Source organism: Marinobacter bohaiensis (assembly GCF_003258515.1).
GTDB lineage: Bacteria > Pseudomonadota > Gammaproteobacteria > Pseudomonadales > Oleiphilaceae > Marinobacter_A > Marinobacter_A bohaiensis.
The window spans coordinates 1,288,537-1,313,419 of sequence record NZ_QGEH01000001.1; the positions used below are offsets into that span (position 1 = coordinate 1,288,537).

The 24,883-nt window shown below is 61.2% G+C and carries 21 protein-coding genes; 17 read left to right on the forward strand and 4 right to left on the reverse strand.

The features are described 5' to 3' along the window. Nucleotides 1–5 precede the first annotated feature (5 nt). Nucleotides 6–923, reverse strand: a complete 918-nt coding sequence (locus DKK67_RS05730) for a LysR substrate-binding domain-containing protein (RefSeq protein ID WP_111495250.1) — start codon at nucleotides 921–923, stop codon at nucleotides 6–8. A gap of 215 nt (nucleotides 924–1,138) precedes the next feature. Here DKK67_RS05730 and DKK67_RS05735 point away from each other — a divergent pair, with 215 nt between their 5' ends. Beyond that, entirely contained in the window at nucleotides 1,139–1,840 is a 702-nt protein-coding gene (locus DKK67_RS05735; protein ID WP_111495252.1) for an FMN-dependent NADH-azoreductase, read from the forward strand. 3 nt (nucleotides 1,841–1,843) lie between these two features. On the opposite strand, the gene DKK67_RS05740 is transcribed toward DKK67_RS05735, so the two are convergent. After that, a complete protein-coding gene (locus DKK67_RS05740) occupies nucleotides 1,844–2,878 on the reverse strand; it encodes an MBL fold metallo-hydrolase (RefSeq protein WP_111495254.1) in 1,035 nt (344 codons plus the stop codon). Nucleotides 2,879–3,196: 318 nt separating this feature from the next. On the opposite strand from DKK67_RS05740, the gene DKK67_RS05745 reads away from it, so the two are divergent. From DKK67_RS05745 to DKK67_RS05810, 14 genes are all read left to right on the forward strand, one after another. Beyond that, a complete protein-coding gene (locus DKK67_RS05745; protein ID WP_111495256.1) occupies nucleotides 3,197–4,447 on the forward strand; it encodes a methyltransferase in 1,251 nt (416 codons plus the stop codon). 360 nt (nucleotides 4,448–4,807) lie between these two features. Then, complete coding sequence (locus tag DKK67_RS05750) at nucleotides 4,808–5,833, forward strand: CobW family GTP-binding protein (protein ID WP_204355736.1); 1,026 nt, start codon at nucleotides 4,808–4,810, stop codon at nucleotides 5,831–5,833. Nucleotides 5,834–5,889: 56 nt separating this feature from the next. Beyond that, the gene (locus DKK67_RS05755) at nucleotides 5,890–6,630 is read left to right on the forward strand and encodes a GntR family transcriptional regulator (RefSeq protein WP_162628762.1); all 741 of its coding nucleotides are present in this window, start codon (nucleotides 5,890–5,892) and stop codon (nucleotides 6,628–6,630) included. A 205-nt stretch (nucleotides 6,631–6,835) separates the two neighbouring features. Next, on the forward strand, nucleotides 6,836–7,897 hold the full coding sequence (locus DKK67_RS05760; RefSeq protein ID WP_111495262.1) for a phosphotriesterase family protein: 1,062 nt from the start codon (nucleotides 6,836–6,838) through the stop codon (nucleotides 7,895–7,897). Continuing rightward, nucleotides 7,894–8,868, forward strand: a complete 975-nt coding sequence (locus tag DKK67_RS05765; RefSeq protein ID WP_111495264.1) for a phosphotriesterase family protein — start codon at nucleotides 7,894–7,896, stop codon at nucleotides 8,866–8,868. The genes DKK67_RS05760 and DKK67_RS05765 overlap by 4 nt, the downstream gene beginning before the upstream one ends. A gap of 51 nt (nucleotides 8,869–8,919) precedes the next feature. After that, nucleotides 8,920–10,038 carry an FAD-dependent oxidoreductase gene (locus tag DKK67_RS05770; protein WP_111495266.1) on the forward strand — a complete coding sequence of 373 codons (1,119 nt, stop codon included), beginning with the start codon at nucleotides 8,920–8,922 and terminating at the stop codon, nucleotides 10,036–10,038. A gap of 1 nt (nucleotide 10,039) precedes the next feature. Further along, the gene (locus DKK67_RS05775) at nucleotides 10,040–10,978 is read left to right on the forward strand and encodes an alpha/beta hydrolase (protein ID WP_111495268.1); all 939 of its coding nucleotides are present in this window, start codon (nucleotides 10,040–10,042) and stop codon (nucleotides 10,976–10,978) included. Continuing rightward, nucleotides 10,975–11,910 carry an MBL fold metallo-hydrolase gene (locus tag DKK67_RS05780; protein ID WP_111495270.1) on the forward strand — a complete coding sequence of 312 codons (936 nt, stop codon included), beginning with the start codon at nucleotides 10,975–10,977 and terminating at the stop codon, nucleotides 11,908–11,910. The genes DKK67_RS05775 and DKK67_RS05780 overlap by 4 nt, the downstream gene beginning before the upstream one ends. Continuing rightward, entirely contained in the window at nucleotides 11,907–13,604 is a 1,698-nt protein-coding gene (locus DKK67_RS05785; RefSeq protein WP_111495272.1) for a CocE/NonD family hydrolase, read from the forward strand. The genes DKK67_RS05780 and DKK67_RS05785 overlap by 4 nt, the downstream gene beginning before the upstream one ends. 156 nt (nucleotides 13,605–13,760) lie before the next feature. Further along, nucleotides 13,761–15,473: a DUF1302 domain-containing protein gene (locus DKK67_RS05790; protein WP_204355737.1), complete on the forward strand. Its 1,713-nt coding sequence runs from the start codon at nucleotides 13,761–13,763 to the stop codon at nucleotides 15,471–15,473. A gap of 23 nt (nucleotides 15,474–15,496) precedes the next feature. After that, complete coding sequence (locus DKK67_RS05795) at nucleotides 15,497–16,864, forward strand: DUF1329 domain-containing protein (RefSeq protein WP_204355738.1); 1,368 nt, start codon at nucleotides 15,497–15,499, stop codon at nucleotides 16,862–16,864. Between the two features lie 12 nt (nucleotides 16,865–16,876). Continuing rightward, complete coding sequence (locus tag DKK67_RS05800) at nucleotides 16,877–17,938, forward strand: WD40/YVTN/BNR-like repeat-containing protein (protein ID WP_111495274.1); 1,062 nt, start codon at nucleotides 16,877–16,879, stop codon at nucleotides 17,936–17,938. Nucleotides 17,939–17,948: 10 nt separating this feature from the next. Continuing rightward, nucleotides 17,949–20,417 (forward strand): efflux RND transporter permease subunit, encoded by a 2,469-nt coding sequence (locus tag DKK67_RS05805; RefSeq protein ID WP_111495276.1) that lies wholly within the window; start codon nucleotides 17,949–17,951, stop codon nucleotides 20,415–20,417. A 223-nt stretch (nucleotides 20,418–20,640) separates the two neighbouring features. Continuing rightward, on the forward strand, nucleotides 20,641–20,862 hold the full coding sequence (locus tag DKK67_RS05810) for a hypothetical protein (protein WP_111495278.1): 222 nt from the start codon (nucleotides 20,641–20,643) through the stop codon (nucleotides 20,860–20,862). Nucleotides 20,863–21,119: 257 nt separating this feature from the next. On the opposite strand, the gene DKK67_RS05815 is transcribed toward DKK67_RS05810, so the two are convergent. Together DKK67_RS05815 and DKK67_RS05820 are read right to left on the reverse strand one after the other, a co-directional pair. Beyond that, nucleotides 21,120–21,737 (reverse strand): flavodoxin family protein, encoded by a 618-nt coding sequence (locus DKK67_RS05815; protein ID WP_111495280.1) that lies wholly within the window; start codon nucleotides 21,735–21,737, stop codon nucleotides 21,120–21,122. A gap of 1 nt (nucleotide 21,738) precedes the next feature. After that, nucleotides 21,739–22,671, reverse strand: a complete 933-nt coding sequence (locus DKK67_RS05820) for an AraC family transcriptional regulator (RefSeq protein ID WP_111495281.1) — start codon at nucleotides 22,669–22,671, stop codon at nucleotides 21,739–21,741. A gap of 241 nt (nucleotides 22,672–22,912) precedes the next feature. On the opposite strand from DKK67_RS05820, the gene DKK67_RS05825 reads away from it, so the two are divergent. Both DKK67_RS05825 and DKK67_RS05830 read left to right on the forward strand, forming a co-directional pair. Next, nucleotides 22,913–23,830 (forward strand): alpha/beta hydrolase, encoded by a 918-nt coding sequence (locus DKK67_RS05825; protein WP_111495282.1) that lies wholly within the window; start codon nucleotides 22,913–22,915, stop codon nucleotides 23,828–23,830. A gap of 86 nt (nucleotides 23,831–23,916) precedes the next feature. After that, a complete protein-coding gene (locus DKK67_RS05830) occupies nucleotides 23,917–24,852 on the forward strand; it encodes an alpha/beta hydrolase (RefSeq protein WP_204355739.1) in 936 nt (311 codons plus the stop codon). Nucleotides 24,853–24,883: the final 31 nt, after the last annotated feature.

Genomic DNA, 24,883 nt, shown 5'->3' on the forward strand with positions numbered 1-24,883 from the left:
CTTCGTCAGGCGCCGGGCGTTCCGGCGGCACAGCGGCCCAGTCCCGGCAATCCCAGCACCCACTCGCGAACGACGGTAATGGTCGGATCGTGGCGCCGCGCCTCCGGGTAAACCAGTTGGAAAGGTTCCCCTTGCAGCGCCGGGCCGAAAGGCTCCACCAGTTGCCCGTTGGCCAGTTCGTCCGCGATCAGCGTGCGGCTCATCAGGGCGATGCCCTGGCCGCCGACCGCGGCGGGGATGGTGTGGGTTTCGTCGGAGAACACCAGCCCAGCGCTGACGTCCAGACCGGGTACGCCGGCTTCAGCCTGCCAGGTGCGCCAGTCTAGTGGCAGGCTGCGGGACGTCTGGGGCTCGAAGTGGATCAGCGTATGCCGGGGCAGGTCGGCCGGGTCGGTGAGGCCGAGCGATGGGCTGCAGGCGGGGACAAACGTGTTGTCGAACAGCTTTTCCGCCACCAGCCCCGGCCATGGGCCCGTGCCGTAGCGGATGGCCAGGTCCGCCGTCACGCCGTCCAGCGGCGTCAGGTCGTGGGTGGCGTGGACGCGAAGGTCGATGCGGGGCCGGATGTCCTTGAGCTGGCAGACCCAGGGCAATAGCCAGCGCACCGCGATGGCGGGCGTGGTTGAAATCGTCACGGCGCGACGCTCCGGAGGCGCCTGCAGCCGTTGCACCGCATCGGCCATGGTGTCGAAGGCATCGGTCAACGACGTCAGCAGTTCCCGCCCCTGAGCGGTGAGCAGCAGTTGCCGCGGTTTGCGCACGAACAGAGATACCCCGAGCGTGTCTTCAAGCTGCCGGATCTGGTGGCTGACGGCGGTGGGCGTCACCGACAGCTCCTGAGCCGCCTGCTTGGCGCTCAGGTGGCGGGCGGCGGCCTCGAAGGCACGGAGGGCGGATAGCGAGGGCAGTCGGCGCGTTCTCATGGATGAGTTGAATTTTGTCGTGGCTGCAAATATTCATCGTTTGTCGGCTTTACCAGTATTTGGTCTCCTGAAGTTCCCTGTCAACGGCAGGTGAGTTCTTTTCATCTGGTTGAACGCTTTTCATCTGGTGAGCGCTTTTCATCGGGTTGAGTGTTTTCAACCCGTTGCGTGGCTCTCACCCCGTTGCGTTTCTTTGACATCAACAGGAGACCGTCATGACCCGCATTCTGCATCTCGACGCCAGTGCCCGTCCCGGCCGTTCCGGCACCCACGAACATGGCTCCCACTCACGCCGCCTGACCCACCGTTTCGTGTCCCGGTGGCTCGCCGCCCGGCCGCAGGACGCCGTGACCTACCGTGATGTGGGCGCCGAGCCGCCGACGCCGGTGTCCGGCGAATGGATCGAGGCCGCCTTTGCCTCACCGGAAAAATACCAGCCCTGGATGGACGATGTGCTGGCGGAAAGCGATGCCCTGATCGACGAAGTGATCGGTGCGGACGTTCTGGTGCTTGGCGTGCCACTGTACAACTTCAGCATGCCCTCGGCCTTCAAGGCGTGGATCGACAACATCGTAAGAGTGAGGCGCACCGTCGATTTTGACCCGGATAACCACGACGAGCCCTTCACCCCGCTGCTGGCCGACAGGCCGCGCAAGGTCATCCTGCTTTCGTCCCGTGGTGGCCACCAGCAGGATCCGGGCGGTCGGTTCGCCCACATGAACCATCTGGAAAGCAGCGTGCGCACGGCGCTTGATTTCATCGGGCTGACCGACGTGCAGAACACCGCCATCGAGTATCAGGAAGCCGGCGGCGAGTTGCTGGCAGCGTCCATCCGGGCGGCGGAGGACTGGGTCGACGCACGGGTGCGGGAACTGCTGCGCGACCACGCGCCGGCCACCGCCGATGCCACGGCGTAGGGCTCAGGCGGCGCCGTCGGCCAGCGGGTCGGCGGCGGAATCCTGCATCGGGAACGCGCGCGTTTCGCCGTGCTGCATGATCCGGAAATCCGCCTCGGCGACGCCCTGGTCCGCCAGGGCCTGGTGCAGGCGCCGGGGCGGTTCATCCATGGGCTCGTCGGTCAGCACGAAAGTGCCCCAGTGCATGGCCACCGACTGACGCGCGCCGATGTCCCGGTGAATGCGAACCGCCTCTTCGGGATCGACGTGGACCGGCGACATGAACCAGCGCGGGTCGTAGGCGCCGATGGGTAGCAGGGCCAGATCGATGGGCGCGAACAGTTCGCCAATCTGTTGGAAAACCGTGCCGTAGCCGGTATCACCGCCGAAATAGAGACGATAGCCGTCGATCTCCAGCAGCCAGCTGCCCCAGAGGGTGGTGTTGCCGTCCCGCGCGCCGCGGCCACTGAAATGCTGGGTGGGCAGGAAGAACACCTCTTCGCTGGCGGAAAGCGCCTGCGACTGCCACCAGCCCAGCTCCACAAGGTTGCGGATGCCACGCTTCTCGAACCAGCGCCGCAGCCCCTGAGGAATGCAGAAGCACAGATCGTCGCCGAAGCGCCGGTGCAGGCGGCGCACCGTGGCCTCGTCCAGGTGATCGTAGTGGTTGTGGGAGATCAGCACGCGGTGGATCGTTGGCATCTGCTCCACGCTCAGCGCTGGCGGCGTATAGCGCCTGGGGCCGACGAAGGCAAACGGGCTGGCCCGGTCCGACAGCACCGGATCGGTCAGCACATTGAGCCCTTCATACTGGAACAGGAAGGAAGCGTGGCCCAGCCAGGTCAGTTGGGGCTGGGCCGGTGGGTGCGCGAGCTTGCCGGCGTCCGGCGACAACAGGGTGTAGCGACGCCCCTTGGGGAACCGGCGCCCCGGTGCCAGCTGCCAGCGCAGGAAGTCTCCCAGGCCGTGCGCCACGGTGGGTTCCAGGTTGCGGAACCGCCCGCCGGAACGGGGCTGGCTTTCGGCCAGCCGGGCCAGGTGCTGTCGATCAACGGTCATGCACGGTCTCCTTTGAGAACACCTGTGGTTGCCCTGGCGCAGCGGCGTCGGTCGTGCGTCGGCGCGTGGCAACATACGTGCGAACAGAACGAAGTGTATGAACAGAACAACGATTATGGATAGAACAAAGACTGCGAACAAACCGCCCGGGATGCAACTTTGGCCGGTTCGCCGGACGGCTTCTATACTGATGTCGTGCCCGGCTCTGTGTCGTCATCGATGACCGGAGTCCGCCTTTCAACGTGCCATGCACCCGCGCAGTCGGGGCGAGCTTGATGCCGTCTCCCCGGAGGTCCATCTGGGAGTCACTGTGACGCCATGGACAAACACCTGCACTGGACCGAGCTGACCGGCGGCGACCCTCCGTTCGCCCGCCGCGATATCGTTCCCTATCGAACCCAACCTCTCTACCGCAGCCGCTGGGGCCAGGCCCATGTCAGCCGGGGGCTTCTGGCCGGTCGCGACTGGGTGATCAAGGATGTCGCCGCCAACCGGATCACTAAATTCCTCTGGGGGCGCTGGCTGTTGTCCCGGGAACATCGCGCCATGCATCGGCTGACCGGGTTGCCGGGAATGCCCGCGGAGGCCTTCCGGCTGGACCGGGACGCCCTGTGCTATCGATTCGTGGCCGGGTCCACCCTGCGCCAGTACCGCGAGGACAAAGCGCCCCTGCCGCCGGATTTCTTCCCGCAGCTGGAGGCGGCGGTCGACCAGGTGCACGGTCGTGGCGTGGTGCACATGGACCTGGGAAACACCCGCAATATCCTGGTCAGCGACGACACCGGCGAACCCCGCCTGATCGATTTCGGCTCCTGCGTGTTTACCGAGCGACTGCCGTCCCGTCTGGCTGAACGACTGCAGCGGATTGACCGCAGCCGCGTCTACAAGAGCTGGGCGAAACTGGCTCCGGACTCGTTCGATGCCGGGCGTGCCGAATACCTGGCCTCGCATTACCACCGCCATCATCTCAAACCGAAACACTGGGGTAGTCGGATGATTCGATCAATGCGAGGTTTCTTCCACAACCCGACCCTGCGCCGGGGGTTCCGCAAGACCCGGTTGCCGCTGGGGATAGCGTTTCTGGCCCTGGTGATGAGCCAGATCAGCGCCGCCTGGTTCTGGCCGGGCGCCATGGTGGCCACGGTAGGTGCCCTGTTGCAGGCCTGGTGCTTCGCCTGCATCGATACGCAGAAAACCCTGGCGGATCGCGGTCCATACAGTCTGGTGCGCAACCCGCAGTACCTGACCCGCTTCCTGCTGATTATCGGTGTGGTGCTGATGACCGGCAATCCGTGGCTACTGGGGCTGACCGCCGTGATCTATTACTTCTATGCGGTGACGCGGGTCGAGCGGGAAGAGGCGCTGTTGCCGGAGGTCTTCGGCGCCGCCTATCGCGACTACTGCCAACGAGTGCCGCGCTTCCTGCCGCGCCTGGCCAACCTCGACGGTGAGCGGTTGCGATACTGGAACCCACAGGCTTTCCGCAAGAACCACGGCGTCACCAACCTGGCGACCGTCGCACTGTGCCTGGTGCTGTTGTATGGGTGGGCGTTTCATGTGATGGGGTAACGCGGTTGACGGGGCAGACCCGTGATTGGCGGCTCCAGCAAGGGGAGCGAGATCATTCGGGCAACCGGGCGTATCGCTCCTTTCTTGGGACCGTTCGGTCTCTGTTGACCCTGCGACGGATTGACCCCGGCAGACGTGTGTCAGTTTCGATGGCTCCTGCCTTGGGTCGCATGACCGCCTACGCGACCTCCACTTCGCTGCGCTAAAGAATCGGGTGGAGCGCTTCCGATAGCGTCCCGGATTCAATTGACCTGCATTCATATCTCACATTAGTCTTGATGGCTACCTCTTCGATTTTTTTGAGGTTTTTGTTGTATAACAAGTTGAGTTACAAGGTAAAATAATATGAATCTCATATCAGTGACGATCCTTACCGGCTTTCTGGGCTCCGGTAAAACCACGCTGCTCAAGCGTGTTCTCAGTGAAGCCCATGGCCAGAAAATCGCCGTCATCGAGAACGAGTTCGGTGAGGAAAACATCGACAACGATATACTGATATCCGATAGCGAAGAACAGATTATCCAGATGAGCAATGGCTGTATCTGTTGCACCATCCGTGAGGATCTGCGCAGCACCCTGACGATGCTGGCAGCCAAAAAGCACGAGGGCCTACTCGACTTCGACCGGATTATCATTGAAACGACGGGGGTTGCCGATCCCGGTCCGGTGGCACAGACGTTCTTCATGGATGAAGACGTGGTGGAGAGCTATGTTCTGGACTCCATCGTCACGCTGGTGGATGCTAAGCATGCGACGCAGCAACTGAACGACCGACAGGAGGTTCGCCGGCAGGTTGGGTTTGCCGACCGGATCTTTGTCAGCAAGGCCGATTTGGTGGATGCAGAGACAGTCGAAGCGCTGATTCCCAGGCTCAGAAGCATGAACCCTCGTGCGCCCGTTGAGACGGTGCATTTCGGTGAGGCGCCGCTGACCAAGGTCCTGGACCTGCAAGGCTTTAACCTGAACGCCAAGCTCGACGTGGATCCGGACTTCCTGAAAGAGGGTGACGATGCGCATGACCACTGTGAGCACGAGCATTGCGATCATCCGTCCCATCGGCATGGCCACGGCAGTCACCACCATCATGACGACGATGTGAAGAGCTTTGTCTACAAGGCCGACCGTCCCTTCGACCCGCGCCGTCTCGAGGATTTTCTCGGTGCCGTCGTTGAAGTGCATGGGCCCAAGATGCTGCGTTACAAAGGGGTACTGGATATGAAGGGCACGGACCGCAAGGTCATTTTCCAGGGCGTGCACCAGGTTATGGGCAGCGACCTGGGGCCGGAATGGAAACCGGACGAAGTGCGTCAGAGCAAGATGGTCTTTATCGGAGTGGATCTGCCCAAAGAGATACTCGAAGAGGGGCTAAGCCAGTCTCTGGCTTGAACGGTTGGTCGACTCTTGGCTAACTAACTGATTGAAAGTTGAAAAATATGCTAACAATGAATCGTTTACTCGACCGAAGTTCTTCCGAACCACTGTATAGCCAGATCAAGCAAATCCTGATTCATGAGATGAGGGATGTCGATAAGGTGGCTGAATTGGTCCTTACCGAAAGCACTCTGATGAAGCGTTTTCGTGTTAGCCGCGCGCCCATCCGTCAGGCTTTGAAGGAGATGGAGGACGAGGGCTACGTCGTTCGACACCGAGCCAAAGGGACTTTTCCGGTCCGCCGCGTGAATGTGAGTCTCCCGCCCGCCCTGGAACTTGGTGGAATCAGCCGATACCTCACCGAGCAGGGATTAAAGCCGACTTCTCGCGTTGTCAGCCTTGAAAGGGTTGAGGCACCTGAGGAAGTGGGGCAGGCGCTGGATCTCGGAGCGTCGGCGAAAATGCTTCATCTCAAGCGGATTATCTTTGTCAAAGGCACCCCGCTCGCCTGGGTTTCAACCTACCTTTACACGCCGCCGGACTTTTTCCCGGAAGTTGAAGAACTTGAGCGTTTGGGCTCCGTTTTCGGATTGATCGAAAGTGGGCTGGGGCTAAAGTTCACTCGGGGAACGCAGCACATCTGGGCGTCGGGCGCCACTCAGGAAGAGGCCGAAGCGCTTGAGGTCAGCATGGGAACCCCGGTCCTTGTCGCCGAAACCGTGATGTTCACCGATGATGGACAGCCGGGAGGGTGGCGGCGTGCGGTGCATCGCGCGGAAGACTTCAAATATTCATTCGGTCTAGGTGGTTGACAGGCCATTTTCTGCGCAATACATTGTCATAACAATATAACAAATGGCCAATGGGTTTCTCTCGTATTGTTATAACAATATAACAAATACTGGGAGGAAGCATTGGCCCGAACAGAACAAATAAAAAGGAGTTCTCGCTTGACTGATATGACCCTGATTTCCGCCTGGGAAATGCATGGTTTCTCCATGCTTCAAGGAGGTCGGTATGTGCCTTAAACACAGCAAGGGCGCATCCGAGCCGGTTCCGCCGTTTACCTCGCTCTTTCTCGATAAGCCCTCAAACAAGTCCGCTGTTGCATCGGTCAATACCGTGCTCGGCCCGGTCGACGCCAGCCAGCTGGGCGTCACTCTGCTCAGCGAATCGTTGCTGAACGTGTTGCCCGGGGCGCAGTACGCCTACGACATCAAGATCGACCGCGCTGAAGTCTTCGAAGCACTGGAAGAAAAGCTGACGGCGTTCAAGGCAGCCGGTGGCGGAGCCATTGTCGATTCCACCGGGATGTTCCATGGGCGCGACCTGCGTTTGTACGAAGCGTTGTCGCGTGCCACGGGCGTCCACATTGTGGCGACCACGGGGCAGGGACCGGAAGCTTTGCTCGGCGGATACTTCCTGACACCGCAGACCAATCCTCCTACCCCGTGGCCGGCGCAAAAGTTCGCCGAACTGTTCGGTCGTGAAGTGAACGATGGCATGGTCGTGCCCCGTCTGGAGCGCCGCGCTCCCGCGGGCATGATCTGTACGGCGGTGACCGTCGAGGGCATGACGCCGACGGATGGAAGTCTGGTGCGTGGCGCCGCTCGCGCCGCAGCCGCCTACGGGGTGCCGGTTCTTATCCGGTGCGGGTCCGATGCGCCCGCGGAACTGCAGCTGGCCGTCGACGAATCCCTCGACCCGCAACGCATTGCGATGGGCGGTATGGATCGCCGTGACGCCGTGGAAAAAGGCTGGCCCATGGACGTGGCCAATGCCGGGGCTCAGGTGTGTATCGATCACATCGGTTCGACGGACCCGCAGTACCTTGATGATTCCGAACGGGTTGCACTGGTTCTGGAATTGATCGAGGCGGGCCATGTGGAGCGCATTGCTCTGTCCTTGAGTGCCACTGGCGTCTCTTTCGGGGAGCCGGGCAATGACCTGCCGTACAGCAACGTATTGACGGAGTTCGTACCCATGCTCCTGGAGGCGGGCGTGTCCCGGGAACAGGTTACACAGATGCTGACCACCAACGCAGCGCGACTGCTGAGTGTAAGTGGAGACGTTAAATGAAGCGCGTAAATACAGTGCTTGGCACTATTCCGGCGGCGGAACTCGGGTTCGTTGCCGTTCACGAACACGTTGGCTACGGCATGCCTGGCTGTGAGCTGGACAGTCGCTGGTGGAAAACGCCGGAAGAGCGATACGACGAGACCGTGCCGAAGCTGCGCGAGTTCCACGAGAATACCCAGAAGTGGGGGGCAGCAACCTTTGTGGATGCCACCGGCATCTGCAATGGCCGCGATATCGATTACTACAAGTCCCTCTCCGCAAAGACCGGGGTGCACATTATCGCGAGTACCGGTTTTGTCGGCGGTGACACGGCCCTGCCTTTCTTCGAACGCGCCAGCGTCGAGTATCTGACCGACCAGTTCGTCCACGAAATCACCGTCGGTATCGGCGACAGCGGCGCGAAGGCCGGGATCATTAAAGTGGGCGTCAGTCGCGGCTTCAAGATGAAGGAGCTTGACCTTCGCATTTACCGGGCCGCCGCGCGTGCCTCCAAAATCACGGGCGCGCCGATCTTCACGCACCTTGCGGTCGACTGTGAACCCGCTCTGAAGATCTTTGCCGAAGAGGGGCTGCCCTGCCACCGCGTGTTGTTCGGGCATGCCGACGATGGTGTCAGTCAAGGCAAGATCAACGAGAAAGCTCTGCTCGAGGCCGGTGGCCGAATTGGCTTCGACACCTTCGGCTATGACTCCGAGTTGCCCGATCCGCCGTTTTGGGGGCGCCCCCGCAAGGAGCGTCTCGAACACTTCCTCCGTTTCCTGAACAGCGGCCGGATCGATCAGGTCCTGGCATCGGCCGACGCGAACTGTTCGCCGCTGGGCTGGCCGGGCGTTAAGGGGCACACGGTTAACTATCTGTTCGATCAGCTGATACCCGATCTTCGCGAAGAGGGCATCGACGATGCGGTGATCGATAAGTTGTTTGTGCACAACACCGCAGAGTTCCTGACGTTGCAGCCGATCTCCGACTAAACCCCGCAAAACAAAAGCATAAAAACCGAGAAGTAATACTGGAGAAAAACAATGACACCAGAAGCTTTTAAAAACCTGAATGTCGCCGTCATCGGTGCGGGTTACGCCGGTGCGACGACAGCATATGCCCTCCATCTGTTGGGGGCGAAAGTGACCGTTTACGAACAGGCGCAGGAAGTGAAAGAGGTCGGCGCCGGGATCGGGCTGCGCCCCTCAACCATGGAGCAGTTCCGCAAGCTCGGGATCTTCGATGACATCGATGCGGTGACCTCGCCGAGCGACTACTTCGAAATTCTGACGGCCCAGGGCCAGCGGATCGCCATGGAGGAATGGCCCGAGAAAGAGGCGTTCAACGCATCAACCCATTTCGTGCACCGCGGTGATTTCATTGACGTTCTGCTGGGTGTTCTGCCGGCCGATATGGTCAAGCTGAACCATCGTCTCAGCAAAGTGATCGATAACGGCGCAACCGCGACCGCCGTGTTCGAAAACGGGGAGAGCGTGGAAGCCGACCTGATCGTTGGTGCCGATGGTATTCGCTCGCAAGTGCGCCATCACCTGTTTAGCGACAAAGCGCCCGTATTTGCGGGCGAGCATGCCTATCGAGTGGTCATCCCCGCGGCCGATACCTTTGGGTTGGTGGACGACGGGAACCTGCGCATGTACATGGGGCGCGGCACCAAGATTTACATGCTGCCGTTGCTTCATCGTAAAGAAGTGTCGTACGACGTCACGTGCCTTGCAGCCGACTCGACGCCTGCACCGGCTGCCAGCAAAGAGCATTTGCTTGAAGTCGTCGAGGGTTTTGATGAGCGCCTGGTGAAAATCACCGAAGGTCTTGATATTGACCGGGTGAACTTGCGCGCCGTCTACGATATCGATCCCATTGAGACATGGCATTCCGACTCTGTCGTTCTGGTGGGCGATGCGGCTCACGCCATGTGCCACCATCAGGGGCAAGGCGCCAACTCCGCCGTTCTCGATGCGGGCGCTCTCGCCGATTCCCTCAGAGAAGCCTTGTCCATTCCCGAAGCTCTTGCGCAATACCAAGCGAATCGCAAGCCCGTAACCGATGTACTGCAACGCGAGTCCCGTCACGGCTGGAGCGACGACGAAATCAAGGATGTCTTCCCCAGCCAGCACGCGGGCCAACTGGGAGCACGGAGCTGATATGCCATTACATCCGACTATCGCCAAGTTCATCGCCGAGATGCCCGCACCGCCGCCCGGACCTCTCGATCCAGAAGCCATGCGAGCCGCCGATGAGAGTCACGTGGCTCCGATGGAAAAGCGGCTGCCCGTGCATTCGGTGCAGGACAAGACGGTGCCGACATCGGTGGGTGATGTCCCCGTGCGTGTTTACACGCCGACGCCGGCGGAATCCCACCCGGTACTGATTTACTTTCACGGGGGCGCGGGCTTCCTGGGCAGCCTCAATACGCATGACCACGTCACGCGGGAGCTTGCAAACGCCACTGAATGTGTCGTCGTAGCCGTCGATTACCGCCTGGCACCTGAACACGCTTTCCCGGCGGGGCTGGACGATTGCTACGCCGTGGTTCAGTGGGTCGCCGAACACGGTACAGAGCCGGGTAACGGACTGGGCTGGGATGGCCAGACCCTGGTGGTGGCCGGCGATAGCTCAGGCGCGAACTTTGCCGCCGCGGTGTCGGCGAAGGCGCTGGACGAGGGGCTGAATGGCATCACTCACCAAGTGCTGTACTACCCGTCGCTTGACCTCGATTTTGATGTCGAGCGCTACGAGTCATTGAAGACCAACGCGGTAGGCAACGGTTTGGAGACAGCGATGCTGAAACCATTCAATGCCTTTTATCTCGATAGTGGTGCCGACCCCGCCGATCCGCTGGTATCGCCCATCAAACGCAAAGACCTGTCAGGACTTCCGACCACGCTCGTGATCACCGCCGAGTACGATCCGCTTCGCGACGAGGGGGAAGTGTACGGTCAGAAACTCGCCGATGCCGGCGTGCCGGTGACCGTGCACCGCTACGACTCGGCCGGGCATGGTTTTGTCCAGCATTTCTCCTGGCTGCCCGAGTTCCAAGGCGTTTTTGCCGAGACGGCCGAATTTCTGAGAGGCCAGGGATGAGTGCGGTGGATATTCATTCGCTGTACTCCGAATGGGGCCGTTTTGGTCTGTACAGCTTCTTTATCGATGGCAGCGAGCCGGCGATTGTCGACACCGGCATCGCCAGCTCCCCCGCGGGCGGGATTTCATCGGGGCTGAAAGCGCTGGGGCGCCGTATCGAGGACGTGCGCTGGATTCTCCTTACGCATGGGCACATCGACCACATCGGCGGTGCCTATGCGCTTTGGGAAATGACCGGCCGCAAGGCCAAGGTGGTGATCCACGAGGCGGACGTTCCCTTTCTTGAGTCGCGCCGCGCGCATGTCGAGGAATACCTCGCCGCGAGGGGGCGTTACATCAACGATGGCGCGGGTGAATCCAAGGTGGCGGCCGCCTGTCTGGCAGCGATCTCGGGTGAAATGGAGCCTCACATTGTGGTGCGAGATGGCGACGAGCTGTCGTTGGGCCCGGATGTGACCATCAAGGTCCATTCCGTGCCGGGGCACACAGCAGGGTCCGTTGCTTACGAAGTCAAAGGGCAGGGCGACGTTTTCGTAGGCGATGCCGTACAGATTCACGGCGCTGCCAACGGTTTCCCCAGCTACGTCGATCCCGACGCCTACCGCACCAGCCTGCTGCACCTGCGCGATCAGGTCCGGCCCAGCCGCTTGTTCCTGGGGCATCCGTACCGCAGCCAGGGAGCTGAACCGTTGGGTGTCGAACTCAATCGGGAACAGGCCGCGGAAAAAATTCAGGAGAGTCTCGATATCGAGACCCGTGTTCGTAATGCCACCGACGAGGTGGGTGTCGATGGGGCTGAAATAGCCGAAGCGCTGTGTTCGCCGTTCTGTTGTATTGCCGATTATCTGCGCTACAGCGGTGACCCGACGCTGGAACCGTCACCCTTTTTCACCACGATGCACGGCTATTTCAACAAAGGTTATCGATCATGATGGTAGTTCACAAAGACCTGCGTGTCCCCATGCGTGACGGCGTTCACCTGGCTGCCGATGCCTACCATGACCAAGGGGATGAACCGCGTCCGGCGCTGGTCGCGCTGAGCCCGTACGGCAAAGAGCTGCAGGCCCTGGCGCTTACCGTTCCGCCGCAGAAACGCCCCTCTCCCTTGTGGGACGGTTGTATCGAAGCGGGTGACATTGCTCGTGTCGTCAAGGAAGGCTATGTCCACGTGATCGGTGACGTGCGCGGGTCCGGCGGTTCCGAAGGGGAGCACATCGGCAACTACAACGCCGGCGGTGTGCCCTTAGGCCAGGACGCCTACGATTTCATCGAGTGGGTGGCGGCCCAGCCCTGGTGTAACGGGGTCGTGGGCATGATTGGTATTTCGTACTTCGGCTCCATGCAAATCTTTGCGGCGTCGGAGCGCCCGCCCAGTCTTAAGGCGATCTTCGTCAGCGGCGGCCATTTCGACTTTTACGAGACGACCTACCACGGTGGTGTCATGTGGTTCATGCCACGGGCCGCGCGTGAAGGGCGGGGCGGAGACTCGGGCTGGGCGTTCACGCACCGGCATAAGTCCCGGATGCTCGAGGCGTATTCCGAGGAAGAGATCAAGCGGCGCGTTTCCGAACGCCTCGCCGATCCCGATGTGGCCGCCTGGCCCAACCTGGTTCATGTACTGAACTACCCGATCCATCACGAGTCCTGGTTCGATATCATCACCAACGAAGTCGATGGTGAATGGTACGAAGAGCAGAACCCGATCAACCTGGCCCGGAACATCGACATCCCGGTGTACCTGCAGATCAACCAGGGTCGCGGCTGGACACTGGATGGCACCATTGAGCTGTTCGACGTTCTCGATTGTCCGAAGAAGCTGGAAATCGGGCCGTATCCGCCGATGCAGACCCGGCCCTGGGTCGATGAGCATGACACGATGTTCCGCTGGTACGACTACTGGCTGAAGGGCATCGACAACGGCATCATGGATGAGCCGGCCGTCAAGGTGCATGTTGAAGGCACGCGGCATTGGGCCACCGGTGAAAACTGGCCCGTGAAGGACGTCGAGTATCGACCGCTGTATCTGCGCGCCCGCGGCAAGCTGGCTTTCGAACCCGAGCCTTACGGCGTCGATGTTGCCCACCCGGAAGGTTTCTTTCAGGCGCCGCTCACCATTACCGACAAGGTCGAGAAGCTCTCATGGGCGACCGAACCTTTTACAAAGGTGACGTCGGTGCACGGTGTCGGTGCCGCACACCTGTTTGTCGAGATCGATCAGCCGGATACCAACCTGATTCTGCGTTTCTGGGATGAGTCGCCGTCGGGCAAGCGTCGGCTGGTGACGACCGGGTTCCTCAAGGCGTCACACAACGAGCTGGACGAACGCACCACCGAAGGCAACCCCTACCACCCGCATACCCGCAGTGTGCCTGTCGAGCCCGGCGCCATTAACGAATATGTCGTTCGGATCTATCCCTTTGCCAACGACTTCCTGCCCGGACACAAACTGGTTGTCGAGCTCATGTGTAACGAGCCGCTGGTCGACGACCATAACGCGTTGCTGCCGCCGGACGCCTTCCATCTGCCCGTAGGGCGACCCGTGACTCATACGGTCTACCGAGACGCCGAACACTGGTCGCGTCTTGTGCTGCCGTTTGTGACGGCCAACGACTGGTCGGACGTTTAGCGGATTGATGGGTATCTCCAAATCAAATGCATAGGTTGGAACACCGCCCAGGGCAGGGAGCCCGGGCTGCCTGAACGATGAAAGGGCGCTGGACCGCCCGGGCCCAGCCTGATGCCGGGCCTCACCGCAATACAATAACAAAAGGTGTATCTCACAATGACAAGCGACAAGAAGACGTTGCCACAACAGGTGGGCAACCGATATGCGTGTGCCTTTATCGCCGCCACGATGATGGCGGGAACGCCCGCCTACGCCATCGGAGATTTCGGTAAGCCGCGCATCAACTGGACCAACAACCTGCAGTACAACCTGCTGTATCGTTTGCAGGACCCGAATTCGGCTCTGTTGGCCAACCAGCCGGGGAACAAGTACAGCGCGAACGTCGATGACGGCAATGCCAGCTTCGATAAAGGCGTCGTCTCGAATCGACTGGAATTGCTGAGCGAACTGGACGTCATTTTCCAGAACGGCTGGGGCGCACGCGTCAGCGGCTTGGCCTGGTACGACACCGTCTACAACGAACGCAATGACAACCCTGGCTTTGCCGGCGGCGCGGTGCCGAACCAGACATCCGTCCCCTACAACGAGTTCACCGACGACACGCGGGACCTGCAAGGCCGTGATATCGAGCTGCGCGATGCCTTTGTGTTCGGCCGGACAACCGTCGGCGACGCCGCTCTGCGTTTTCGCGCGGGCCAGTATGCCTCGGTGTGGGGCGAGAGCCTGTTCTTCGCCAACAACTCGATTGCCGGTGCCCAGAACGCCTTCGATATCGACCGTCTGCTGCGTGATCCCACCGCCGAGGCGAAGGAGTTCGTTCTCCCCGTGCCCCAGGTGGGCGCCGATCTCCAGCTGACGTCCGACCTCACCTTCAGCGCCTACTACCAGTTTGGTTATGAACCCAATCGTCTCCCTGGCGTGGGCAGTTATTTCTCAAGCCAGGACCAGGGCGTCGTGGGCGCCGAAAACATGTGGATCGGCCCTGGCCAGTCCATTCCCCGAAGCGGCACGGATGAGCCGGACGACAGTGGGCAGTTCGGCTTCAAAGTGCGTTGGCGCCTGGGTTATACCGATCTCGGTTTCTACGCCCTGCGTTTCCACGACAAGTCCTACCAGCAGGTGGTTCGTCTGGGGCTGCAGCAGGTTGGCCCGAATCCAGGCGACGTAGCCGCGGTCCCCGAGGATTACTACCTGACTTACAACGAAGGAACAACCGCCTACGGCGTGAGCGTCAGCCACAGCTTCGGATCCGTCAACGTAGCGGGGGAGGCGTCCATCCGTCACAACCAGGCTCTGGCCTCCACGGGCGCCGCCGACACGTCGTCGTTCACGTCCGCACCGGCAAGTGATAACCACGATCATCCAGCCTATGCCGTTGGCGATACCGCCCACATCAACCTGTCCACCATCTGGTCGCTGGAGCCGGGCCTGTTGTGGCAGGAAGCCACCTTCCTCGGGGAAGTGGCCTGGAACCGGCGACTGAATTGTCACGAGAACTGCGATGTGGCCCTGGACCCCAACGCGACCCGGGATGCGGTGGCCTTCCGGGCTGTTTTCGAGCCGGTCTACCGCCAGGTGATCACAGGCCTCGACCTGGGCGTTCCCGTCGGGGTGGGGTACTCGCCGAAAGGGTCACGCTCCAGCCTCGGTGCCGGATTCCCGGCCGAGAACGGCGGTGACGTCACCCTGGGCCTGAACGGCACTTACCTGAATAGCTGGCAGATCAGCCTGGCCTACACCCATTTCTACGGCCGTGACGAAGCGTTCCTGGTGGAGCGCGAGAACGATGCCAATAACCCGGCTTTCAGTTATCAGCAGTCGTTGAAAGACCGAGATTTTGCGTCGCTGACGGCCAGTCGCCGGTTCTGAGAACAACAATACGGAGTACAAACATGATGACAACAAGCAAAAGAGTCCTGATCGCCCTGTTATCGACGTTGGCCCTGCATCAGACCGCCTTCGCGGCGGTATCGGAACAGGAGGCCCAGCACCTGAAGACGGATCTCACGCCTCTGGGCGCCGAGCGGGCGGGTAACGCGGATGGCAGTATCCCGGCCTGGGACGGTGGCTACACGCAGTCCGCTCCGGGAGACGAACGCGGTGGCCGCCGCAGCGATCCGTTTTCCGATGAGAAACCATTGTTCACGATCAATGCCCAGAACATGGGGCAGTATGCCGATCAGCTGACGCCGGGGACTCAGGCGCTGCTCGAAAAGTACCCGGATACCTTTTACCTGGACGTCTACGAGACCCACCGCACCGCGGCCGCACCCCAGTGGGTGTACGACAACACCTACGAGAATGCCACTCGCGGTACGCTGGATGGCACCGTGCCCCAGAATGTCTTCGGAGGCATTCCGTTCCCGATCCCGCAGAGCGGCGCGGAAGTGATGTGGAATCACCAGCTGCGCTGGCGCGGTGGCGACCTGGAGCACGCCGACAACTGGTATCAGGTTCTGTCGGACGGTCGTCGGGTGCTGATTTCCGACGCGGCGGTGGACGAGCAGGTCCCCTACTACTTCAAGGACAGCAACCTCGAATCGTTTACCGACGACAACAGCCCGTTCTGGAAAGTTCTGATCAAGAACATGGGGCCGCCGATCCGCGCCGGACAAGCCCTGCTGGCCCACGAATACCTGGACCAGGACGACACGCAAACCTGGGTCTATCTTACCGGCCAGCGCCGGGTGCGCCGCCTGCCCAACGCCTGCTGCGATACGCCGCAGCCGGCTTCCGCCGGGGCCATGACCTTCGACGAACTCTATGTCTGGACCGGTCGCCTGGACCGCTTCGACTGGAGCATCGTGGGCAAGCAGGAAATGTACATCCCATACAACACCAACGGCTTCATGCAGCCCAAATCGGATGACGAAGTTCTCGAGAAGCACCACTGGAATCCGGATTACATGCGTTGGGAAAAGCACCGTGTCTGGGTTGTGGAGGCCACGCTGAAAGATGGCGAGCGTCATCAGGCGCCGCGCAGCCGCTACTACTGCGACGAAGACACCTGGATCTGCGTGCTGGGCGACCGCTGGGATGCCAATGGGGAACTCTGGAAAGTACTCTGGACCGCCACCTTTGTGGCGCCTGAACTGCCGGGCGTCTCCATGGGCGCGTTCGGCCTGTACGACCTGGTGGACGGCTCGGCGTTCTTTGCCCATATCGTCAACGAAAAGGACAAGCAGTTCCATTACCTGGAAGAGCCGCGTTCGCCCATCACCTTCTCGCCGGACTCCATGGCCGGCAACAGCTTCCGCTAAGGAGCCGACGAGATGCGTCCAACCCGCAGTAGTCTCGCAACAATCGTCGCCGGGCTGGGTTTGCTGCTGGGGGCGTTCTCGCCCCTGGCACAGGCTTCCGAAGCGGTGGCCGATGCTCTGAAACGGGATGCGATCCAGGTCCGGAACCCCCAGGCCGCTTTTATGATCGGGGCCGCCAAAGCGGGGGCCACTCTGGTGACCGTCGGGGAGCGAGGGCTGATTCTGCTGTCCGAGGATGGCGGCGAGCGCTGGCGTCAGGCCGATGTGCCGGTCAGTACTGGCCTGACGGCGGTGCGTTTCGTGGACGCCCGGCACGGCATGGCGGTGGGCCATGGCGGCGTCGTTCTGGGGTCGTCCGATGGCGGCGAATCCTGGCGTTTGCTTCTGGACGGTCGCAAAGCCGCTGAACTGGCCCTGGCGGCCGCTCAACGGGGCGACGATGACCGTGCCGTCATGGAGGCGCAGCGGCTGGTGGAGGAGGGCCCGGACAAACCCTTCCTGGATGTCGTGCTGACCGACCCGAATCACGCGGTGGTCGTAGGGGCTTACGGGCTGGCTTTCGAAACCGCGGACGGCGGCCGGAGCTGGACCCCGATCATGGACCGGATGGCCAACCCGAACCTGTTGCACTTCTACTCGATTCGCCGGCAGGGCAGTCGCATGGTGGTGGTGGGCGAGCGCGGTCTGGTGAATCTGTCCGATGATGGCGGCAAGACGTTCCGCGCGATCGAGACGCCCTATAGCGGCAGCTTTTTCACCGTCGAGCTTCCTTCCAGCCATAGCATCGTAGCGGCCGGCCTGAAAGGCAATGTCTGGCGCAGCGACGATAACGGCGATCAGTGGTCTTCCGTGCAAAGCCCCATCGAAGCGTCGGTTACGGCGTCCCGGGTCACCTCCTCCGGTTCGATCCTGTTGGGTAATCAGGCCGGGATGGTGCTGAGCCTGGACAATACCCGCCTGACGCCCGTCACGCAGAAGCGGTTTCCGCCCATCAATACGTTCATGGTTGAGAACGACGGCATCGTTGTGATGACCGCCGAAGGTATCCGCCTGGCCCGTACCAGCCGTCAATGAGGTAAAGACAATGACAACAGGAACTGACGCGGATAAGGCGTTGAAGCCCTTTGGCAGCCGGAGCGGGTCGCTGCTGGAGCGAGCGATCTTTGGGCATCGCTGGCTGGTTTTGCTGGTGTGTGCGGCGATTACGGCTGTACTGGGCTACCAGGCCAGCAAGCTGGAGCTGGGGGCCAGCTTCGAGAAAATGATTCCCCAGGGACATCCCTATATCCAGAACTTCAACGCCCATCGGAACGACCTGATGGGGCTGGGAGATGTTATCCGCATCGCCGTCGAGAATCCGGACGGCACGATCTACGACGCCGACTATCTCGCGACGCTGCGCAAGATCAGCGATGAAGTCTTCCTGATGCCGGGCGTCAACCGCGGCCAGATGCAGTCGCTGTGGACGCCCAATACCCGCTGGACGGGCGTCACGGAGTACGGTCTCGAGGGCGGTCCGGTCATTCCGGACGGCTACGACGGCTCGCAGAAGAGCCTCGATCAACTGGCCGCCAACATCGCCCGCTCGGGGGAAGTTGGACAGATCGTGGCGGAGGACTATCGCTCATCGATTGTCTTCGTCCCCCTGTTGTCGGAGACCGCGGACGGTCAGAAGCTGGACTACGCGGCCTTGGGCAAACGGCTGGAAGCGCTGCGTAGCGAGTACCAGTCCCAGGGCGTGAAAGTCCACATCACCGGCTTCGCCAAGCTGGTCAGCGATCTGATCGACGGCGTGTCGGCCGTCATGGCTTTCTTTGCGGTTACCCTGGTGACGGCGGCCGTGTTCATCCTCTGGTTCACCCGGTGCTGGCGCTCGACCCTGCTGGTGGTATCGGTCAGCGTGGTCGCGGTGGTCTGGTTGCTGGGCGTATTGCCCACGCTGGGTTATGTGCTGGACCCCTACTCAATCCTGGTGCCGTTCCTGGTCTTTGCTATCGGCCTGAGCCATGGGTCCCAGAAAATGAACGGTATCATGCAGGACGTCGGTCGCGGTTGGAACCGGCAAGCCGCCGCGCGATTGACGTTTCGTCGTCTTTTCCTGGTCGGAGTGACGGCGTTGCTGTCCGATGCGGTGGGCTTTGCCGTGCTGCTGGTGATCGACATCGGCGCGATCCAGCAACTGGCCCTGGCGGCGTCACTCGGCGTTGGGCTGCTGATCGTCACGAACCTGATCCTTCTGCCGGTGCTGCTGAGCTACATTGGCGTCAGCCCGAAGGCCGCACGACGCAGCCTGCAGGCCGAACAGGCGGATGAAGCCGGTGCGGCCCGTCATCCGGTCTGGCGTGCGCTGGATCTGTTTACCACTCGCCGTTGGGCCCAGGGCGCCATTGGTGCAGCGGTCCTGCTGGCCATCGGTGCCGCGCTGTTGTCGACGCAACTGAAAATCGGCGACCTGGACCCGGGCGCGCCCGAGCTGCGCAAGAACAGCGTGTACAACCAGGATGTTGCCTTCATCAACCAGGCGTACGGCGCTTCCAGCGACGTCATGGCCATCATGGTGGAAACACCGCAGGGCTATTGTTCCGCCTACGACACCCTGAACAAGGTGGACGCTCTGGAATGGCGACTGCGTCAGCTCGACGGCGTGGAAGGGACCAACACCCTGGCGTTGCTCAATCGGCGCATGCTGTCCGGCCTGAACGAAGGTAATCCCAAATGGTATGAATTCAATCGCAACCAGCAGATGCTGAATCTGGTGACCTCCAGTGCACCGCGTGGCCTGTACAACGACGCCTGTTCGTTGCTCACCCTGTATGTCTATCTCAGCGATCACGAGGCGGAGACGCTGTCCCGGGTCGTGGACACGGTCGAAGGTTTTGCGGCCGTCAACGACACCGATGACGTCAAGTTCAAGCTGGCCGCCGGCACCGCCGGGATCGAGGCGGCCACCAACATCGTGGTCAGCGACGCCTGGAGCAAAATGATGCTGCTGGTGTACAGCGCCGTTTTCGTATTGTGCCTGCTGACCTTCCGTTCCTGGCGGGCGGTTCTGGTGGCGATGCTGCCGCTTTTCCTGGTGTCGCTGCTGGCCGAGGCACTCATGGTGCTGCTGGGCATTGGGGTGAAGGTGGCGACCTTGCCGGTTATCGCCTTGGGAGCCGGGATCGGCGTGGACTACGCGTTGTATATCCTGTCAGTCACCCTGGCGCAGCTGCGAGAGGGTCGGAGTCTGTCCGAGGCCTATTACCGGGCGCTGCTGCTCAGCGGCAAGGTCGTCATGCTGATCGGTGTGACGCTCGCCATTGGCGTGGTGACCTGGACTTTCAGCCCGATCAAATTTCAGGCGGACATGGGGTTGATGCTGGCGTTCATGTTCATTGGCAACATGCTGGCGGCGCTGATTCTATTGCCTGCACTGGCCCATTTTCTCCTCAAGTCACAAGTCCCGGCGACGGCGAGTAGGTTGCAGCCGGACGAGAATGCGGGCTCGCCTGAAAGCGCAGAATACCGTGCTGGCACGGCGAACGAACGCTCCTGCGTGTCAGCGCAGTAAGCGGATCTGGAGAGAGAAAGCGGGGCCGGACCGGCCTTCTGAAAAAAACGACCCGCATCCCTGGACCATAGCGTTCTGTCAACGCGGTCGGTGTGGCCTCGAAACAGGGACAGGGCGAGGGCGGTAGGCGTGGGCGAAGCAGGGATTGCTTTATCGAGCTGTACATTGCGGTCACTAAAAGATTTCGACCGGAAAATAAGCATCATATTCGGAGACTGGAAAGATGACGTTTAAAACCCGCGAAGCGATAACCGCCGGTGCCATCGGCGGGGTGATAGCCGCATTGATCTGCCTGCTGGTGAACTACTTTTTGGTGCCATTCCCGGAAACGGCGATCGAGAACACCGTCAACCATGGTATCAGCGGCTTGTTCAGTGGCCTGTTGAGCGGATTTGTCGGGGTGATGGTCGCGCTGACGAAGGTCAATAAAGCCAGTCGGGACTGAACCCGCCGTGCCGTATTTCAACGGCACGGCGGGTTCCACCTGCAGGGGCGACCGCCCAGGAAGGAACGGTGCGCCGGATGGCTGGGCTTGAGCTTGCGGGTGTAGTCGGGTTGTTCAATACGGTCCTTTCTTTTAATGAGTTGTAACTCCGCTTTCAAAAGAGGAGGGTGCCAAAGTTGTCGAACCGACGTCGGGGTGCAAGAGGGTTAGGCTGTAAAAAGTGGGATTTGACGGGGCGAGTCTGGCGCGCGCGCCGTTCAGAGCTCATCGAATGCCTCTATCATCTCATCGATGGATAGCTGCTGCCCCATACGACCGCGTTTCACGAAGCGGTGTTCGAAGGATCGAGCTCCGCGGTCGAGAACATTTTGCCGGAAGGCGTCGATGTAGCCTGGCTCGAAGTTGCTGTTGAAGGTGTTGAAAAGCACCACATGCTGGCCGTCAAAGCGATTCCGGTCGACGAAGGCCCAGATGGGTGGGGCCGGGCTATAGAGCCAGATCGGCGAGCCCAGGTAAACGGTGTCGTAACCTGACAGGTCGACGGTTTGCGGGGTAATGACCGCCTCGCTGCTACGAGCATCCCGCATGGCTTGAATCCATCCCATCAGGCCCAGTTTGTAGGCGCTCGCTTCCAGCCGAAAATAGTCCGCGCTCTCCTTCCTGGCAATGTATTGGCCCAGCACGGCGGTATTGCCTGAGCGGGAGAAGACGATAACGGCGCTCCGTGCAGCCCCGTCTGAAACCGGCCGCGCATCCAGGTGCTGGCGGTTCTCGCGTGCCTGGTGATACTCGATCTGTGTGACGACGATGGGCACCAGAGCAGCCAGAACGGCGGCCACTGCAAGTGAAACCAGAAGCCATTTCAATATAGCCATGTCATCCCGCCCCGGTCTCTACGGTGCGCAGTCTCCTGATGTCCCGCAGCGGTGGTTCGCCGAACAGTCGGGCGTACTCACGGCTGAACTGGGACACGCTTTCGTAGCCCACCTGCAGTCCGGCTGCCCCGGCGTCCACATGCTGGTTGAGCATGAGTTGCCGGGCCTCCTGAAGCCGCAGCTGCTTGAGGTATTTCAGGGGGCTCAGGCCCGTTACGGCCTTGAAGTGCTGGCGAAAGGTTGAAGGGCTCATGTGGGCTATGTCCGCCAGGGCCTCAATGCTGATCGACTCCATGAAATGCTGCTTGAGCCAGGCCATGGTCTGGGCGACATGACGGCTGGGTGAATCGCTGGCATTGAGCTTCATGAACAGGGGGCCGTGCGGGCTAAGCAGGAGTCGGGCGATGATCTCCTGTTCGATCAGCGGCGCCACACTGGGGGCGAGTTTGGGTTCGTCGGTCAACGCGACCAGACGGTCGACGGTACCGAGCAGGCCGCTGTCCAGGCGGTCCTGCGACAGGGCAGCAAACCCTATGTTGCGCGGCGCCCGACCGATGGAAAGGCCCGCAGCCACTTTCAGCACCAGGCTCGAATCCAGTCGTATGACCAGACCCAGGTAAGGATCGGCGTCGCTGGCCCGTGTCACATAGGACACAACCGGCAGATCCACCGAGGCCAGAAGTCCTTGCCCCGGGTTGTTGTCGAACACCTCGGTGCCGACGAGCACCTTCTTCGCGCCCGTCACCGTGACGGTCAGACCCAGCTCGTAGATACAGGGGACGGGGTCGGTAACGGCGTCTCGGCGGTGGATAGACAGCGCCGGCACCAGCGTCGAGAAGTCACCGGCGGTTCCGGCTATTTTCAGCAGTCGTTGCTCGAGTGATTTCAGCGCGGCCGTTGCACTCGAAGCATGGTTTCTTACGTCGTCAATCATCGGATTCCCCGGTGTTTTTTCACGTCCTTGAGTATAACGCCCGCTATGAGATCTGTTGCCGGTAAAGAAGTCAGTTCATCGTTTTGGGCAAAAATATAGGCGCAAATAGCAAGTTTCCGTCTTTTGTCTGGCGGATACTGGGTCTGTCAAACGAATCGGGAGCTGTCCCGCACCCCGTCCGGGAGGGCGGGAATTCCCGGTTATGTTTGCCACGCCAACAGTCCAGACGGGAGAAGCGCTCATGCACAAGATCAGTATTCCGACCCATAACGGCCAGAACATTACCCTGTCGGCCGTCATGAACTTTCCAGGCGGCTTTGACGAAAGCCAGGTTTATCCCGCCGTCGTCGTATCGCACCCCGGCGGCGGCGTGAAGGAGCAGACCGCTGGTCTGTACGCCCGCAAGCTCGCCGAATCCGGCCTGGTGGCCATTGCCTTCGATGCTTCCTATCAAGGTGAGAGCACTGGCGAACCGCGTCAGTTGGAGAACCCGTACATCCGTACCGAGGACGTGAGTGCTGTCATCGACTACCTGACCACGCTCCCCTACATCGATAACGATCGGATCGGTGCCATGGGCATCTGTGCCGGTGCCGGCTACACCGCCAACGCGGCGATCAACGACCGCCGCATCAAGGCCGTAGGCACGGTGAGTGCCGTGAACATCGGCCAGATGTTCCGCAACGGCTGGGAAAACGACATCCAGGATGCGGACGCGCTGCCTGCTCTCCAGGCGGGGTCGGACGCGCGGACGGCCGACGCCGCCGGTAGCGAGATTGCGACCATTCCCCTGGCGCCGATGCGGGAAGAGGACGCGCCCAACGAAGAGTTGCGCGAGGCTTGGGAGTATTACCACACCGATCGCTGCCAGTATCCGACCGCGCCCGGCTATGCCACCGCCCGCAGCCTGAATCAGATCATTAGCTATGACGCCTATCACAAGGCCGAGGCCTTCCTGACCCAGCCGCTGCAGATCGTGGCGGGCAGTGATGCCGGCAGCAAGTGGATGAGCGACGACCTGTATGCGCGCGCTGCCAGTGTCGACAAGAGCTTTCACGTGGTGGAAGGCGCCAACCACATGTCGCTGTATGACAAGACCCCTTTTGTCGACGAGGCGGTGTCCGTCCTGTCGCCCTTTTTCGAACGCACACTCAAGTAATGGGTACCGGGAGTCGGGTCCCATGGCGCGGCCCCGGACTGTCCAGCATCTCCACGTAGACAAACGCTTAACACAGAGGCCATCCAATGAGCACCAGCAACGTCATGAGTGTCACCTACCAGAACCTGGGATGGGAATCGGCTGCGGATCTGTACTTGCCGCCGGATTTTGATGAGAGCCGGCGCTATCCGGCCATCGTCAGCACCCATCCGATCGGCAGCTGCAAGGAGCAGACATCGGGCAATGTCTACGCCGCAGCCCTGGCGCAAGCGGGTTATGTAGCGCTCGCTTTCGATGCCAGCTTTCAGGGTGAAAGCGGCGGTTCCCCGCGCTTTGTCGAAGACCCGTCAATTCGCGTGTCCGACATTCGCTTTGCCATCGATTACCTGGTCACGCTGCCCTACGTGGACGAGAACCGGATCGGCGCGATCGGCGTCTGTGGCGGTGGGGCCTACACCATTCACGCGGGAATCACCGATCACCGCATCAAGGCCCTGGCCTCGATCACGGGCGTCAACTTCGGCCGTCTGATCCGGGAAGGGTTCAGCGAGTTCAACCCGGTCGCCGCACTGGAGGCCATGGGCCAGCAACGCACCGCGGAGGCCCAGGGGGCCGAGCGTAACGTCATCAACTACCTGCCGGGGTCGGTTGAGGAAGGCCGCCAGGCGGGGATCACCGACATCGACGTGCTGGAAGCGACTGACTACTACAAGACGCAGCGCGGTCAGCAGCCTAATGGCGCCACCAGCGGCCTGTTCTCGTTCAACAGCGCAGCGATGGGATGGGACGCGTTCACCAACGCCGAGGTCCTGCTCACCCAGCCGCTGATGGTGGTTATCGGCGACAAGCCGGGTGGATTCGGTGCTTATCGTGATGGCTGGGAGATATACGGCCGCGCCGCATCCACGGATAAGCACATCGTGGTGGCGGAAGGTTATTCCCATTACGACCTGTACGACCAGCCCGAGCCGGTGGAGATGGCCCTGTCACGGGTGATCCCGTTCTTCAGGGACCGGCTGTAGTCGCCGGGCACCGCCGCAACGCCCCGTTAAG